General features: G+C 65.2%; 14 protein-coding genes. 10 read left to right on the top strand and 4 right to left on the bottom strand.

The genetic code is table 11. The features are described from left to right. Positions 1-25 precede the first annotated feature (25 nt). On the bottom strand, positions 26-499 hold the full coding sequence (locus ACYQ26_RS06890) for a hypothetical protein (protein WP_459808132.1): 474 nt from the start codon (positions 497-499) through the stop codon (positions 26-28). Between the two features lie 131 nt (positions 500-630). Here ACYQ26_RS06890 and ACYQ26_RS06895 point away from each other — a divergent pair, with 131 nt between their 5' ends. Continuing rightward, positions 631-1179, top strand: a complete 549-nt coding sequence (locus ACYQ26_RS06895) for a proteasome assembly chaperone family protein (RefSeq protein WP_459808133.1) — start codon at positions 631-633, stop codon at positions 1177-1179. Beyond that, positions 1170-1400 (top strand): hypothetical protein, encoded by a 231-nt coding sequence (locus ACYQ26_RS06900; protein WP_459808134.1) that lies wholly within the window; start codon positions 1170-1172, stop codon positions 1398-1400. Before ACYQ26_RS06895 ends, ACYQ26_RS06900 begins: the two co-directional genes overlap by 10 nt. Positions 1401-1447: 47 nt before the next feature. On the opposite strand, the gene ACYQ26_RS06905 is transcribed toward ACYQ26_RS06900, so the two are convergent. Next, positions 1448-1645, bottom strand: coding sequence for a CopZ family metallochaperone (locus tag ACYQ26_RS06905; RefSeq protein WP_459808135.1), 198 nt, complete (start codon positions 1643-1645; stop codon positions 1448-1450). Between the two features lie 133 nt (positions 1646-1778). On the opposite strand from ACYQ26_RS06905, the gene ACYQ26_RS06910 reads away from it, so the two are divergent. The 4 genes from ACYQ26_RS06910 to aroE all read left to right on the top strand — a co-directional run bounded on the left by ACYQ26_RS06910 (position 1779) and on the right by aroE (position 6742). Beyond that, the gene (locus ACYQ26_RS06910; protein ID WP_459808136.1) at positions 1779-2369 is read left to right on the top strand and encodes an AsnC family transcriptional regulator; all 591 of its coding nucleotides are present in this window, start codon (positions 1779-1781) and stop codon (positions 2367-2369) included. Positions 2370-2468: 99 nt separating this feature from the next. After that, the gene (locus ACYQ26_RS06915) at positions 2469-5072 is read left to right on the top strand and encodes a heavy metal translocating P-type ATPase (protein ID WP_459808137.1); all 2604 of its coding nucleotides are present in this window, start codon (positions 2469-2471) and stop codon (positions 5070-5072) included. A 223-nt stretch (positions 5073-5295) separates the two neighbouring features. Then, positions 5296-5823, top strand: coding sequence for a universal stress protein (locus ACYQ26_RS06920; protein ID WP_459808138.1), 528 nt, complete (start codon positions 5296-5298; stop codon positions 5821-5823). A 118-nt stretch (positions 5824-5941) separates the two neighbouring features. Next, on the top strand, positions 5942-6742 hold the full coding sequence (gene aroE / locus ACYQ26_RS06925; RefSeq protein WP_459808139.1) for a shikimate dehydrogenase: 801 nt from the start codon (positions 5942-5944) through the stop codon (positions 6740-6742). 131 nt (positions 6743-6873) lie between these two features. Here aroE and ACYQ26_RS06930 read toward each other — a convergent pair whose 3' ends face one another. Continuing rightward, on the bottom strand, positions 6874-7923 hold the full coding sequence (locus ACYQ26_RS06930) for a glycoside hydrolase family 88/105 protein (RefSeq protein ID WP_459808140.1): 1050 nt from the start codon (positions 7921-7923) through the stop codon (positions 6874-6876). Positions 7924-8221: 298 nt separating this feature from the next. Between ACYQ26_RS06930 and ACYQ26_RS06935 the strand changes: the two genes are divergently transcribed. Further along, on the top strand, positions 8222-8425 hold the full coding sequence (locus tag ACYQ26_RS06935) for a hypothetical protein (protein WP_459808141.1): 204 nt from the start codon (positions 8222-8224) through the stop codon (positions 8423-8425). Between the two features lie 1056 nt (positions 8426-9481). On the opposite strand, the gene ACYQ26_RS06945 is transcribed toward ACYQ26_RS06935, so the two are convergent. Beyond that, positions 9482-9685, bottom strand: coding sequence for a hypothetical protein (locus tag ACYQ26_RS06945; RefSeq protein WP_459808143.1), 204 nt, complete (start codon positions 9683-9685; stop codon positions 9482-9484). 124 nt (positions 9686-9809) lie between these two features. Between ACYQ26_RS06945 and ACYQ26_RS06950 the strand changes: the two genes are divergently transcribed. From ACYQ26_RS06950 to ACYQ26_RS06960, 3 genes are all read left to right on the top strand, one after another. Beyond that, positions 9810-11669, top strand: coding sequence for an ABC transporter substrate-binding protein (locus tag ACYQ26_RS06950; protein WP_459808145.1), 1860 nt, complete (start codon positions 9810-9812; stop codon positions 11667-11669). A gap of 63 nt (positions 11670-11732) precedes the next feature. Then, positions 11733-12728, top strand: a complete 996-nt coding sequence (locus ACYQ26_RS06955) for an ABC transporter permease (protein ID WP_459808146.1) — start codon at positions 11733-11735, stop codon at positions 12726-12728. Further along, positions 12715-13854 (top strand): ABC transporter permease, encoded by a 1140-nt coding sequence (locus ACYQ26_RS06960; protein WP_459808147.1) that lies wholly within the window; start codon positions 12715-12717, stop codon positions 13852-13854. The genes ACYQ26_RS06955 and ACYQ26_RS06960 overlap by 14 nt, the downstream gene beginning before the upstream one ends. The last annotated feature ends 81 nt before the right edge of the window (positions 13855-13935 follow it).

Consider the following 13935-nt stretch of genomic DNA (forward strand, 5'->3'; position numbering starts at 1 on the left):
TCCTTCCACGGCCAGCGGTAAATCATTACGGCGTCGTCGTCCGAAACGGGATCCCGTGGGTCCGCAGTAACGATCGCATCGTCTCGACGCCGCGGACGGTGTCCCAGACGAGCACGCGGTAGTGGTCGATCGGGTGTCTGATCCACGAGTATTCCCAGTGTGCGTACGTCTCGATGGCGTTCGTGCCGGCGCGAAAGAGCGTCACGTGGAGTTGCTCGTCGGCGAAAAGCGACCGTCGGAACACCCAGCTGCCGGCGGACTTGCGGCCGTCGCGGTGGCACTTCAGCGCCGCGATCGGTTCGGGACGAAAGCCCATCTCCCGCAGGTCGGTCCGGTATCGGTCGAGCGTCCGTTCGACCGTCCCGACGTACTCCGCCGAGTGCATGGTACACTGGACGTAGCCGCCGAACCGGCCCGCGATTTCGTGGAGCACCGGACAGACCCGCCGACGGAGGGCCGTGAGTCGATCGACGGAATCGCGGTTCGCGCCACCGGACATCGGTGGGAGTACTAACCAGCCCGGGGACCAAGACGGTGTCGAATACCGTCGTTTCGGGATTCGTGAGCGTCGAACCGGTGCGGTGCGAATCGAGGGCGGGCAATTATAATGGCGTCTCACGAACGCAGACTATGCCTCGAGACCCCTCCTTCGAGATACGGGTAGCCGACGACGCACCGGTCGGCGACGTCCTCCTGATCGGGCTCACCGACGTCGGAACGGCGAGTCTCACGGCCGCAGACTACCTCGTAACGTCCCTCGAGACGACGCAGATCGGCCACGTCGCCGCTCGAAACCTGCCGATCGGGACGCCGGTCGAGGCGGGAGCGCCGCGGCATCCGATCCGCCTCTACGCGGTCGAGGAGACGTCGATCACGATCCTCGTGAGCGAGGTCTTCGTCCCCGTCTCGGTCGCGGACCCGTTCGCCGAAGCGGTCTTCGAGTGGGCGACCGATCGCGGGATCGAGGAACTCGGCGTCCTCCACGGCGTGCCGTTCCCTCACAGCGAAACGGAACATCGGCTGTTCTACGCCGCGACGCAGTCGTACCGGCAGGACCGCTTCGAGGAGACGGCGCCGTCAGATCTCGAGCCGCTCCCCGGTGGCGTCCTCGACGGCGTGAACGGCGAGTTGCTCGTTCGGGCCTCGAGGCGTCTCGCCCGTCGGTGGGCGTGTTCGTGACGCCGGCCCATCCGCCCGGCCCGGATTTCGACGCGGCGCTGACGCTTCTGGAGGGCATCGAATCGCTCTACCCTGTCGAAATCGACGAGGGGGAGCTCCGTCGTCGCTCCGAGGAAATGCACCGGTACTACGAGGAGCTCGCGGACCGAATGACGGCGCTTCGGCAGCGCGACCAACCGGTCCGCGGCCGCGATTTCCCCGAGGATCGAATGTACATGTGAGCGGACGGCGACTCGCGATCGAACGGGACGGACGGGGTGACCGCTCCCTACGCCGACGCTTCGTACCCGGCGTCGTCGACGGCGTCGACGAGCGCGTCGACGTCCGCGTCCCCCTCGACGGTGGCCGACTCCGTCTCGCGGTCGACGCTCACGCTCGTTACGCCCTCGACGTCCTCGAGGGCGTCTTCGACGGTCTGTTCGCAGTGCTCGCAGGACATTCCTTCGACGGTGATCGTCTGACTCATGGTCGAATGACGGTAACGGACCCTGATCTTTGTGGGTTTTCCCTTCGATTCGAACGTTTTGCGCCCCTCGAACCCGACCGATCCAAAGTGGATCGCAGGAAACAGTATAGTATCCTGAGCGCGTAGCGAGTCCATGCGCGAGTTGGACGAAACGGACATGGAGATCCTGTCGCTGCTGGCCGAGAACGCCCGTCGACCGTTCAGCGAGATCGGCGAACAGGTCGGACTGTCGGGACCGGCCGTTTCGGACCGCGTCGAACGGCTGCAGGAGGCGGGCGTCATCAACAACTTCACGATCGACGTCAACCGGTCGCAGCTCCGGGCCGGCGTTCCCGTCTTGATTCGGACGGAGCTTCCGTCCGAGTCGCTCGAGCCGGCCCGCGAGCGCGTCCGCGACGCCGACGGCGTCGAACACGTGTTCGTGACGGCGGAGGGCGACCTCTGGTTCTACGCGCGCATCGAGGCCCAGAACGTCCGCACGTGGCTCGAGACGCTGTTAGAGGACGTGACGGTGACCGATTACACGGTGACGCTGGTCGACCGCGTCGAGTGGACCCCGTCGATCGACGGCGTCGAGTTCGCGCTCTCCTGTGCCGAGTGCGGGAACACGGTCGACAGCGAGGGCGAAACGTCGCGGATCGACGGCGAGGTCTACCACTTCTGCTGTCCCTCCTGTCGCACCCGCTTCGAGGATCGATACCGGGAACTGGAAGAAGGCGTCTGACGACGCTTTGGATTCGAAAGCGAATCGGCGCCCGTAGCGGGCACATCGAAGGCATAAACCGCGTAAAGATGAGGCCCATAGTATGATACAAGATATAGTATGGCCACCCGAACTACCCACCTCGATATCACGGGGATGTCCTGCGCCAACTGCTCGGCGACGATTCAGGACACCCTCGAGTCCCTCGACGGCGTCTCTGAGGCCGACGCCAACTACGCCACCGACGAGGGCTCGGTCACCTACGACCCCGACGAGGTATCGCTCGCGGAGATCTACGGCGCGATCGACGACGCCGGCTACGGCGCCGTCTCGGAGACGGCGACGATCGCCATCGCCGACATGTCGTGTGCCAACTGCGCGGAGACCAACGAAACCGCGCTCGAGTCGACGCCGGGCGTCGTCGACGCGGAGGTCAACTACGCGACCGACGAGGCGCAGGTCACCTACAACCCCGCGGAGGCCTCGCTCGCGGACCTGTACGACGCCATCGAGGACGCCGGCTACTCGCCGGTCCGCGAGGAGAGCCACGACGAGGGGTCGGGGCGAGACGCCCGCGACGCGGCCCGACAGGACGAAATTCGGAAGCAGCTCCGACTGACGCTGTTCGGGGCGGTGCTGTCGGCTCCGTTCCTGTTCTTCCTGGCCGATCGGTTCCTGCTGGCGGGCAGTTACCTCCCCGCTGCGGTCTTCGGCCTCGAGTTCGGCTGGGTCGAGTTCGCGCTCGCGACGCCCGTCCAGGTCGTGCTCGGCTGGCAGTTCTACAGGAACTCCTACAAGGCGCTCGTCAGGAACGGGCGGGCCAACATGGACGTGCTCATCGCGCTGGGCTCGTCCACCGCGTATATCTACAGCGTGGCGGTCCTGCTCGATCTCATCGCCGGCGGCGTCTACTTCGACACGGCCGCGTTCATCCTCGTGTTCATCACGCTGGGGAACTACCTCGAGGCCCGGTCGAAGGGCCAGGCCGGCGAAGCGCTCCGCAAGCTCCTCGAGATGGAAGCCGAGACGGCGACGATCGTCCGCGAGGACGGCAGCGAGGAGGAGGTCCCGCTCGAGGACGTCGAGGTCGGCGACCGGATGAAGGTCCGGCCGGGCGAGAAGGTTCCCACGGACGGCGTCGTCGTCGACGGGCAGTCGGCCGTCGACGAGTCGATGGTCACCGGCGAGTCCGTCCCCGTCGAAAAGGAGGAAGGCGACGAGGTCGTCGGCTCGACCATCAACGAGAACGGCGTCCTCGTCGTCGAGGCGACGAAGGTCGGCTCGGACACGGCGCTCCAGCAGATCGTCCAGACGGTCAAGGACGCCCAGTCGCGCCAGCCCGAGATTCAGAACCTCGCGGACCGCATCTCCGCGTACTTCGTGCCGGCGGTCATCGCGAACGCCCTGTTCTGGGGGACCGTCTGGTTCCTGTTCCCGGAGGCGCTGGCCGGCGTCGTCGACTGGCTCCCGGTGTGGGGCCAGGTCGCCGGCGGTCCCGCGCCGGCCGGCGGGAGCGTGTCGGTCTTCGAGTTCGCGGTGATCGTCTTCGCGTCCGCGGTGCTGATCGCCTGTCCCTGCGCACTCGGGCTCGCGACGCCTGCGGCGACGATGGTCGGGACGACCATCGGCGCGCAGAACGGCGTCCTGTTCAAGGGCGGCGACGTCCTCGAGCGCGCGAAGGACGTCGACACCGTCGTCTTCGACAAGACGGGGACGCTCACCGAGGGCGAGATGGAACTCACCGACGTGGTCGCCTTCGATGAGGGGGCCTCGCTGCCGGACGGCGGCGAGACGGCGCCGGACGGCGGCCAACTCGCGGCTCGATCCGACCTCTCGGAGGGCGAGGTCCTCCGACTCGCGGCGTCGGCCGAAAGCGGTAGCGAACACCCGCTCGCGCAGGCGATCGTCGAGGGCGCCGAGGAACGCGGCCTCGACGTCACTGACCCCGACGCGTTCGAGAACGTCCCCGGCCACGGCGTCCGGGCGACTGTCGACGGCGGCGAGGTGCTAGTCGGCAACCGCAAGCTGCTGCGGGACGAGGGAATCGATCCGTCGCCCGCCGCCGAGACGATGGAACGCCTCGAGAACGAGGGGAAGACGGCGATGCTCGTCGCCTACGAGGGCGAGCTAATCGGCGTCGTCGCCGACGCTGACACGGTGAAGGAAACGGCAGACGACGCCGTGGCCGCCCTTCGAGAGCGCGGCGTCGACGTGATGATGATCACGGGCGACAACGAGCGGACCGCTCGAGCCGTCGCCGAACGCGTCGGGATCGACCCCGAAAACGTCCGCGCCGGGGTCCTCCCGGAGGACAAGTCCGACGCGGTCGAGCGCATCCAGGACGAGGGTCGACAGGCCATGATGGTCGGCGACGGCGTCAACGACGCCCCCGCGCTCGCCGTCGCCCACGTCGGGACGGCGATCGGCTCGGGAACGGACGTCGCCATCGAAGCGGCCGACGTGACGCTGATGCGCGACGATCCGCTGGACGTGGTGAAGGCGATCCGCATCTCGGACGCCACGCTGCAGAAGATCAAGCAGAACCTCGTGTGGGCACTCGGGTACAACACGGCGATGATCCCGCTCGCGTCGCTGGGGCTCCTGCAGCCGGTGCTGGCTGCGGGCGCGATGGCGTTCTCGAGCGTCTCGGTGCTGACGAACAGCATGCTGTTCCGTCGGTACGATCCCGATCGGGATTACAAACTGCTCGGCCGACTCCGCTGATCAGAACCTCGTCGAATCGGGTTCGGCCATGCCGTACCTCTCTATTCTGGAAGTATATCGAATATTCGGTATGTTGTCGATTCGAGGGCTCGACTTTGCAAGCAGTCCCCTCACGACGACTGCCGGCGAAGCGTCCGATACCAATGCACCGAACGACCGACGCCCGGACGCGACGCAACGGACGAACAAGCCCTATTACCCCAAATATTTCGTTCGATCCACCATGGTAGAGCCCGATTCAGCGAACCGAAATCCGCCCCGTCGCCGCGTCGGCGACGGAACGAGCCAGTCGATAACGTCGGTCGTACTAGCTGTCTCCGAAATAGACAATGACCAAATTGGTGCCGTGACTGACACCGTCGCGGCGGTCGCCGGACCGACCCACGCGACCGTGCATCTCGTGTGTCCCTTTTCGCCGGACGAGTTCGAGCGGACGGTCCGCCGGCTCGAGTACGACGCCGAATCGCCGCCGGAGCCGGACGAACTCGCGAAGCGGTCGCGGTCGGTTCGCGAAACGGCGGCCGAACTGCGCGATCCGCGCCGAAACTACGGGATGCCGATCTCCGTTCACGGTCGGATCGCCGACGATACCGGGGCGGCGATCGTGAACGCCGCGACCGAGGTGGACGCCGACCGCATCGTCATCTCCGGTCCGAACCGCTCGCCGACCGGGAAGGCGATATTCGGCAGTCCCGCGCAGTACGCCCTCCGCAACGCGCCGTGTCCGGTCACGTTCGTCCGCGGCGACTGAGGGGTTCGCCGACGGCCTCCCCATTCGACACGCTTCGCGGTCCGCGGCGCGACGGCCGTCTCGCGTTCTCGTCCAACAAATCGTGAACATTATCTTCCTCGCCGTCGCGACCACGGGTATGGACGTCTACGGTATCATCGGAAACCCCGTCGAGCACTCACTGTCGCCGCCGATGCACGAAGCCGCCTTCCGCGAGCGCGGCATCGACGCTAAATACGTCACCTTCGAGGCCGATCCCGATCGGATCGAGGGCGCGTTCCGCGGCGCCGAGGCGCTCGGCATCGACGGCCTGACCGTCACGTTGCCGTTCAAACACGACGCCTTCGCGTTCGCCGAACCGGACGAGCGAATCGAGCGGGTCGGGGCGGTCAACACGATCGACTTCACCGAGGACGGACCCGTCGGATACAACACCGACATGACCGGCACGCTGCGGGCCTTCGAGCACCACGGCGTCGACCTCGAGGGCGCTCGCGCGGTCGTCGTCGGCGCCGGCGGTGCCGCCCGGGCGCTGGCCTTCGGCTTCGAGGAAGCGGGCGCCGACGTGCAGATCGCCAACCGGACGGAATCCAAGGCGCACGACCTCGCCGACGAGGTTCCGGGCGCGACCGGTCACGGACTCGAGGAACTGCCGGACCTGATGGCCGACGCCGACGTCGTCGCCAACGCGACCAGCGTCGGGCTGGAATCCGACGAGTCGGTCGCGCCGGCCGACGCCTGGCACGGCGACCTCGTCGCCTTCGACGCGGTGTACAAGCCGCTCGAGACGCGGTTCCTGCAGGACGCGGCGGCCGCGGGCGCGCAGACGATCGACGGCGCGTGGATGCTGCTGTTCCAGGGCGTCGACGCCTTCGAGCTCTGGACCGGCGAGGAGGCGCCGCTCGAGGTGATGAACGAGGCGCTGCGCAGTCACCTGTAACCTCGCTTCGGTCGATACCGACGAAAAGACCGATCGAGCGCTTTGATTCTGCTTTTCGATCGGTGTGAAGAACGGCTTCGTTTCGGGCGCGTCGGTGATCGTCGTGAGTGAGAGCGCGTTCGGGTCGCCGCTCAGACGTCAGCGTCCGACTCGAGGACGCGCTCGCCGGCGATCAGGAACCAGCCCTGGCCGTAGAGGTTGATCGCCTGCGGGGCCTCCGGGCCACCGGGCATCGCCGCGTTGCGCTGGACGGCGCCGTCCGGAGTGACGACCGTCTTGGCCGCACTGATCGCGTCTTCGGCGACTTCGCGGTACTCCTCGCCGAGCAGACCCCGGTCGACGGCCTCGGTGAAGGCGTAGGCGTACTGGAGAGTGCCCGACGTTTCCAGATACATCGTGTCATCGTCGATGAGGTGGTGCCAGAAGCCGCTGGCGTCCTGGTAGTCGGCCATACTCCGGAGGTGGTCGGTGACGAGTTCCTCGAGGTGGTCGCGTTCGGGGTGGTTCTCGGGGACGTAGTCCAACGTATCGAGGACGCCCGTGGCGAACCAACCGTTGCCGCGCAGCCAGAGCGAGCCGTCGGGGTAGCTGTTTGGCTGTTCGCGCCAGATGTGTCGGTAGAGGTCGGTGTAGGGGTCTCGAAGGTGCTTCGCGTGGACGAGGATCTGGTCGACGGCTTCGTCGATCGCTTCGGGCGTGTCCGTAATCTGGCCGTAGCGTGCCATGAACGGACACATCATGTAGATAGCGTCGATCCACAGTTCGATGTCGTCCATGTGGTGGGTGATCCCACCGTCCTCGCTTCGCGGGGCGTCCTCGTGGAGGTACTCGAACTGTCGGCGGCAGGCCTCGAGGTAGGCGTCGGGCCCGCCGTTCTCGTAGACTTCCAGTGCGAGGACGGCGACCGCGCCGGCGTCCGGAATCGGCCGAAAGATGCGGTGTTCGTCCCACTCGGGGACCACGTCGATCGAGCCGTAAGCCATCAGCCCGTCGCTGGACTGCGAGCGGACGGCCCAGTCGATGTACCGCTCGGCGATTTCGGTGTGTTCCTCGTCGTCCGTCGCCAGCAAGCCGCGAAGGACCATCGGCCGCTCGCCCTGAATGAAGTCCTCGAAATCGAGGTCGATCGTGTATTCGGCGACGGTCGGGAGCAGTTTCGCTAGCGGACGTTCTCCAGCCATACGCAGTCATGCGAGGGAGTATCACTTAAGAATATAGGTGTCGTCCGTGTTCCAATCCAGCGGATCGACCAGCAGCGGCTACCGCGGGAGTAGTCGACGACGTATCGGTTCAGTATATGGGAACTGTTCTCGAGAAGCGAATGGTGGCGTGGAGAGCCCGACGATACCCGTAAGAGACGGCCCGCCGATACCGTCCTCCGCCACGTGACGGCACAACCTAGTCGAGCGCCGGCGATTCGATCCGGCGATGCCGAATGACCGTGAACGATTATATCGGTACTGCCTGTAGCGTTCCCGGATGGCACACGACTCTCGGTATCTGATACGGGCCGCCAAACTCGAGATGCCTAAGAGTACGGTCCACGACCACCGCCGGACGCTGACCGAAGCCGAGTACCCGGTCACCGAGGGCGGGACCTACCGCGTCGGCGCGGGGTTTCTCGCGCTCGGGGATTCGCCCGCAGTCGGACGAAACTGCACCGGGTCGCCTCCCCTGAGCTGAAAAAGCTCGCCGAGGAGGTGGGCGAACACGCCAATCTGCTGATCGAGGGACACGGCAGGGGATCTTTCTCACCGAGTTCGAGCGTTGGGACGCCATGGCCCTCGATACGCACATCGGCAAGCGCGTCCACCTCCATACGGCGACGCTCGGCAAGGCGATCCTTCGCCGGCCGGAATCGGCGGTCGACGACCTCTCCGACCGACACGGATTGCCGGCCGTGACCGAGCGGACGATCACCGACGAGGACGAGCGAAGGCCGAACTCGCGGAGATCCGCGAGCGCGGCTACGCGGTCGCCGACGAGGAACGCGTGCTCGGCATGCGCTGTATCCGGAGAGCGGCGACGGCCGAACGGGCAACGTTCGGCTCGTCGGGCGCTGTCGACGAACCGACGATGCCACCCACCTACGACGTTTGTGGCGTCGAGTACGGTGAGAGCGGATTCGAGAGTCCGCGGGAGAATCGTGACACTGTCTCCCAATACGATATCGGCGTTTCCGTCACATTTCGTCCGGCCTGAACGGACAGACGCTGACACGGCCGCTATTCGGACGGAGAACCCGTCATACGGCGCCTCGAGATATGAAATGGACGATCGGAACAGTCGATTTACGCCCGTACATCCGTAAATGTGCGCCGGCGAACAGTTGCTAACGGACGCGAAGTAGTCCGGTCACGCCGGACGGTATGCTGACGCCGGTGCGTTCCGCCTCGACGGTGAGTTCCGGTTCCAGCCGGTCGGTTGACGGCGGAGACCGCCGCACTCGTCCGGAGCTACAGATAAGCGAGCCATGGTGAGGCGCAGATGATGCGCACGGACGGCCGCGATGTCGCCGTCCTCGAGGCCGACGAGACTGTCGACGGTGGAGGCGCTGACGGAGACGGTCGGCGTCGTTCCCCGGTCGACGATATCGACGGGCGGGCGATCGTCGTCGGACGCACGGCGTCGTCGATCCGGTGGTCGTCCATACGGACGGCGAACCCCGCCGATCGTCCCTCGGCCCACGGAAGATGCGCGGTCGGCGACCGAACTGACGGCGCTTGCGCTGAGTCCAATTCAGAATCGATCGAACACGTCGATTTCGAAGTAACTGAGGACACCGACCAGAACCAGCATTAGTAGGCAGAGGGCAGCCGTCATCGTCGCGGCGACGTACGAGCCGGTGCCGGGCTCGAGGTACGGGTACGAAAACCCCAGGAGAAGCAGGAAGAGGACGTTGATGCCGAACACGAACTTGAGTACCGGTCGAGTGCGATCCATCGATCGGGTGTGAGATTCCATCGAACTATAAGTTTTCCGCGGCGGCCGCCGATCTCACGGGCTGCAGCGTCCGTGCCCAATTTATCAGTAAAGTATATATGGTTATATCATGAACACGTGAGCGATGCCAACGAATAGCAATCGCTCGAACAGTGCGATTACTCGACGGACTGCACTAAAGAGTGGGCTTGCAGGGGGGGTAGTGGCGCTCGCCGGCTGTACTAACGGCTCGGGGAACGGAGCCAACGCCAACCGTGAACCGGTCGACGAGCGCGTCGACACGCAGTTCACCAAGGCGCTCCACCGCGGGACCTACGACATGCAGAACGCGTCGTGGAACCCGTACGATCCGAACAGCGCGATGGCGAACTTCGATCCGCCGGGGCTGATCTACGATCCGGTGCTGATTCACTACCAGAGCCACGACACGTTCCAGGGCGTGATCGCGGACAACTGGGAGAAGGAGGACGAGTCGATACTGGTCGAGTTCAGCGACCAGTGGACGTGGCACGACGGCGACCCGGTCACCGTCCACGACTGGAAGACCGACTGGGACATCAACTTCGCGATATCCGACATTACGAGTCCGGATACGCCCGCGAGCGACTACATCTCCGAGGTCGAAGTCGTCGACGACTACGCCATTCGGTTCCACCTCCGCGACGATTACGCGCTGGAATCCGTCCTCGTCAACGAACTCTCCGCCATGATCATGATCAAGGAGGAGGGCGTGGGATCCCCGTCCTTCGGCGAGTGGCGCGACCGACTCGTCGATGCGGATCCGGAGACCGACGAAGCGTCGCAGCTCGTCTCGGACTTCCAGGAGTGGTCCCCCGCCCTCGAGGACGTCGTCGGAAACGGGCCGTTCCAGATCAAGGAGGTCACGGATTCCGCCTTCGTCGGAGAGATCTACGAGGACCACCCCAACGCGGAGAACGTCTACTTTACCGAGTACGTCATCGAACGACACGAGGACCAGGTGCTCGCGTTCATGGAGGGGGCGGTCGACGCGATCGCGCTCAACCTCCCCGAGTCGCCCGATATCATGCAACAGCTGCCGGAGCACCACGAGATCAACCGGGACTACAATCACGTCTGGTCGGTCCTGTACAACTTCGGTAACTACGACTGGCCCAACTCGCCGGCCGAGAATCCGACCAACCAGCCGATCACGTCGGACGAGCGGGTCCGACACGCGATCGCGTACGCGCTCAACCGGGAGGAGCTCTGGGCGTCGGTGCCCGAGGAGTACGACCTCTACGAACTGCCGTCGACGTTCCTCAACCAGACCGCGGTCGACGAGGGACTGGTCGACATCGAGGGGTACAGCGACTACGCGCAGGACCGAGATCGCGCCGCGTCGCTCATGGAGGAGGCCGGCTACCAGCGCGACGACGGCCAGTGGTACGACGAGAACGGCGACCCAGCGGAACTCAATCTGCTGGCCCAATCGAGCACCAGCGTGCAGGTCGACGGACTCAACGCCGTCCAGCACCAGCTCGAGGAGTTCGGGTTCACCGCGAACCTCGACGCGGTGGACGAGGCGACGTACGGCGAGAGCCGGCTCAACGGCGATCACGACATCATCTTCGACAACCACCCGGTGTTCTCCATCATGGGGCTGACCTACGTCGGCTTCGTCTGGGAGTGGTTCAGCAACCTGAACCACATCGACTACGCGAACGAAACGTTCGAGGTCCCCTCCGAGATCGGCAACCCAGACTCCGAGGAGACGATGGAGATCAACGTCATGGACGAGATCGACCAGCTCCACCTCACCGGCGACAACAAGTACCTCCAGCGGCTGACCTGGTGGTACAATCAGACGCTGCCGATGTACAACTGCGTCATCGCCGGCGACTACGGGGCGATCAACGCCAACCGCTGGCACGTCGACGCCCCTGAGGAACTGCTCGACAACCGCGTCGCCGAGTTCAACCTCACGAAGGTCCCCGAGGCCGAACTCAAACCGTACCAGGGGTAGCGCTCTCGAGCCGACCAATAAGGACACGATACCGGTAATGAAACCGCACGACGCAGGTATACAATGAACTGGAAAATACGACGGCTCGGCCAGGCGGTGTTCACCGTCTGGGCTGTGATGACCCTGGCGTTCGTCCTGACGCGGATGATGCCCGGCAACCCGGTCGACGCGTTCGTCGCTCGCGTCGGCCCGCAGCTGGACAACCCCCAGCAGGCCTACGAGCTAGCGGAAACGTACATGAATATCAACCCGCAGGACCCGATCCACGTCGCCTACTGGGATTACATGATCTCCATGCTTCAGGGGAACATGGGGCAGTCGATGAGTCAAAACGCCTCGGTCGCCTCGATCATGGGGGAGGCGATCCCGTGGACGCTGTTCGTCATGAGTTGGGCGGTCGCCATCAGCTTCGTGGCCGGCATTTCGCTGGGCGCGCTCATGGCCTACTGGGAGGGCAGCAAGTTCGACACCGCGCTCACCGGCTACGCGACGGTCATCACGTCGATCCCCTTCTACGTGCTGGCGCTGTTGCTGTTGATCACCTTCGCCTACCGGCTCGGCTGGTTCCCCACGTCGGGCCGTCGGCCGACGGGCGTCGAGCCGGGATTCAACCTGCCGTTCATGCTGGGAATCATCCACCACGCGACGCTGCCCGTCCTCTCGATGTTCGTCGCGTCGGGCGCGGCCTCGCTGACGATGCGCGCCAACAGCGTTCGCGTCCTCGGCGAGGACTACCTGCGGGTCGCTCGGCTCCGCGGGTTGGCAGACCGGACGATCGCCGTCCGATACGTCGCCCGCAACGCGATCCTCCCGATGTACACCGGGTTGATGATCTCGCTGGGAACGATGTTCGGCGGCTCCGTCGTCCTCGAGCAGATCTTTTCCTACAGGGGAATGGGATACTACATGATTCAGGCGGTGCGAGCACGCGACTACCCGCTGATGATGGGCGCGTTCACCGTTATCACGATCGCGGTCGTCGTCGCGCTGTTGATCGCCGATCTGACCTACGGCAAGATCGATCCCCGTGCAGGAGGTGAGAGCCGTGACGCGTTCTGAAGACGATCCCGGCGAATCGACGGACACGCGGACGCGCAACTCGGTCGATGCGTTCGTTCCCGATCAGTCCGGCGGCGCGACCGACGACGCCGGACCGTCGGTGCGAAGCGACGGCGGAACGATCGATACGGACTCGCCGTTCGAGACGACCGCGTCCGTGGCGGAAACGCGCAGCGACCGGATCGACCGGTTCCTCGAGGACTACGTTCGAACGCCGTGGTCGATCCTGCGCAGCGATTGGCGGGCGCTGGCCTCCTTCGCGATCATCACCTTCTACATCCTCGTGGCGACCGTCGGGGTCTACCTGGTCGAGCCGACGTACCCGGCCCACGGGGACAAGCTGCTGGGCCCGTTCCAGACGTGGGAGTTCCCGCTCGGAACCACGTCCTCCGGGAAGGACGTCTTCTCCATGACGGTCCACTCGACGCCGTCGATCCTGGTCATGATGACCTCCGGAGCCGTTTTCACCGTCGTCGTCGGCACCGCCTTCGGCGTCGTGGCCGGCTACAAGGGCGGAACGATCGACACCGTTCTCAGCACGATCACCGACGTGTTCATCAACGTCCCCGGGCTCCCGCTGGTCATCGTCCTCGCCACGCTGCTCGAGGCCTGGATCAACAACTCCGTGACGCTCGGAATCCTGCTGGCGGCGGCGGCGTGGGCGGGCCTCGCTCGGTCGATCCGCTCGCAGGTGCTGACGATCCGCGCCGAGTCGTTCGTCGAGGCGGCGCGAGCGATGGACCTGTCGACGCGGTGGATCCTCGTTCGGGAGATCATCCCGCACCTGATGCCGTACATCGTGGTGAACATGGTCAACGCAGCCCGCCGGATCATCTTCGCGGCGGTCGCGCTGTACTTCCTCGGCGTGCTGCCGTTCTCCGACGCCAACTGGGGCGTCATGTTGAACAACGCGTACAACAGCGGGGCGCTCTACCGCCCCGACGCGATCCACTGGCTGCTCGTGCCGATGATCGCCATCACGGGGATCGCGATCGCGCTCATCCTGCTCGCGCAGTCGCTGGATCAGGTGTTCAACCCCCGGATCAGGGCGCGCCATCAGGACCACGGCGACGACCAGTTGGAACCGGACTCCGAAACCGACACCAAGGACATGATGAACGTATGAACACGGTTACCACGACGATCACGACTTCGATCCGACCCGTTCGACCGATTCGACGACCGACTGCCGGCGGCCGACCTTTCC

It is taken from the genome of Halopiger thermotolerans (assembly GCF_054654555.1).

Bases quoted from the DNA above. Each gene is read 5' to 3' on its own strand.
- ACYQ26_RS06950 (WP_459808145.1), top strand. From the start codon at position 9,810: ATGCCAACGAATAGCAATCGCTCGAACAGTGCGATTACTCGACGGACT.
- ACYQ26_RS06930 (WP_459808140.1), bottom strand. From the start codon at position 7,923: ATGGCTGGAGAACGTCCGCTAGCGAAACTGCTCCCGACCGTCGCCGAA.
- ACYQ26_RS06910 (WP_459808136.1), top strand. From the start codon at position 1,779: ATGCGCGAGTTGGACGAAACGGACATGGAGATCCTGTCGCTGCTGGCC.
- ACYQ26_RS06905 (WP_459808135.1), bottom strand. From the start codon at position 1,645: ATGAGTCAGACGATCACCGTCGAAGGAATGTCCTGCGAGCACTGCGAA.
- ACYQ26_RS06895 (WP_459808133.1), top strand. From the start codon at position 631: ATGCCTCGAGACCCCTCCTTCGAGATACGGGTAGCCGACGACGCACCG.
- ACYQ26_RS06920 (WP_459808138.1), top strand. From the start codon at position 5,296: ATGGTAGAGCCCGATTCAGCGAACCGAAATCCGCCCCGTCGCCGCGTC.
- ACYQ26_RS06935 (WP_459808141.1), top strand. From the start codon at position 8,222: ATGGCACACGACTCTCGGTATCTGATACGGGCCGCCAAACTCGAGATG.
- ACYQ26_RS06945 (WP_459808143.1), bottom strand. From the start codon at position 9,685: ATGGATCGCACTCGACCGGTACTCAAGTTCGTGTTCGGCATCAACGTC.
- ACYQ26_RS06955 (WP_459808146.1), top strand. From the start codon at position 11,733: ATGAACTGGAAAATACGACGGCTCGGCCAGGCGGTGTTCACCGTCTGG.
- ACYQ26_RS06915 (WP_459808137.1), top strand. From the start codon at position 2,469: ATGGCCACCCGAACTACCCACCTCGATATCACGGGGATGTCCTGCGCC.
- ACYQ26_RS06890 (WP_459808132.1), bottom strand. From the start codon at position 499: ATGTCCGGTGGCGCGAACCGCGATTCCGTCGATCGACTCACGGCCCTC.
- aroE (WP_459808139.1), top strand. From the start codon at position 5,942: ATGGACGTCTACGGTATCATCGGAAACCCCGTCGAGCACTCACTGTCG.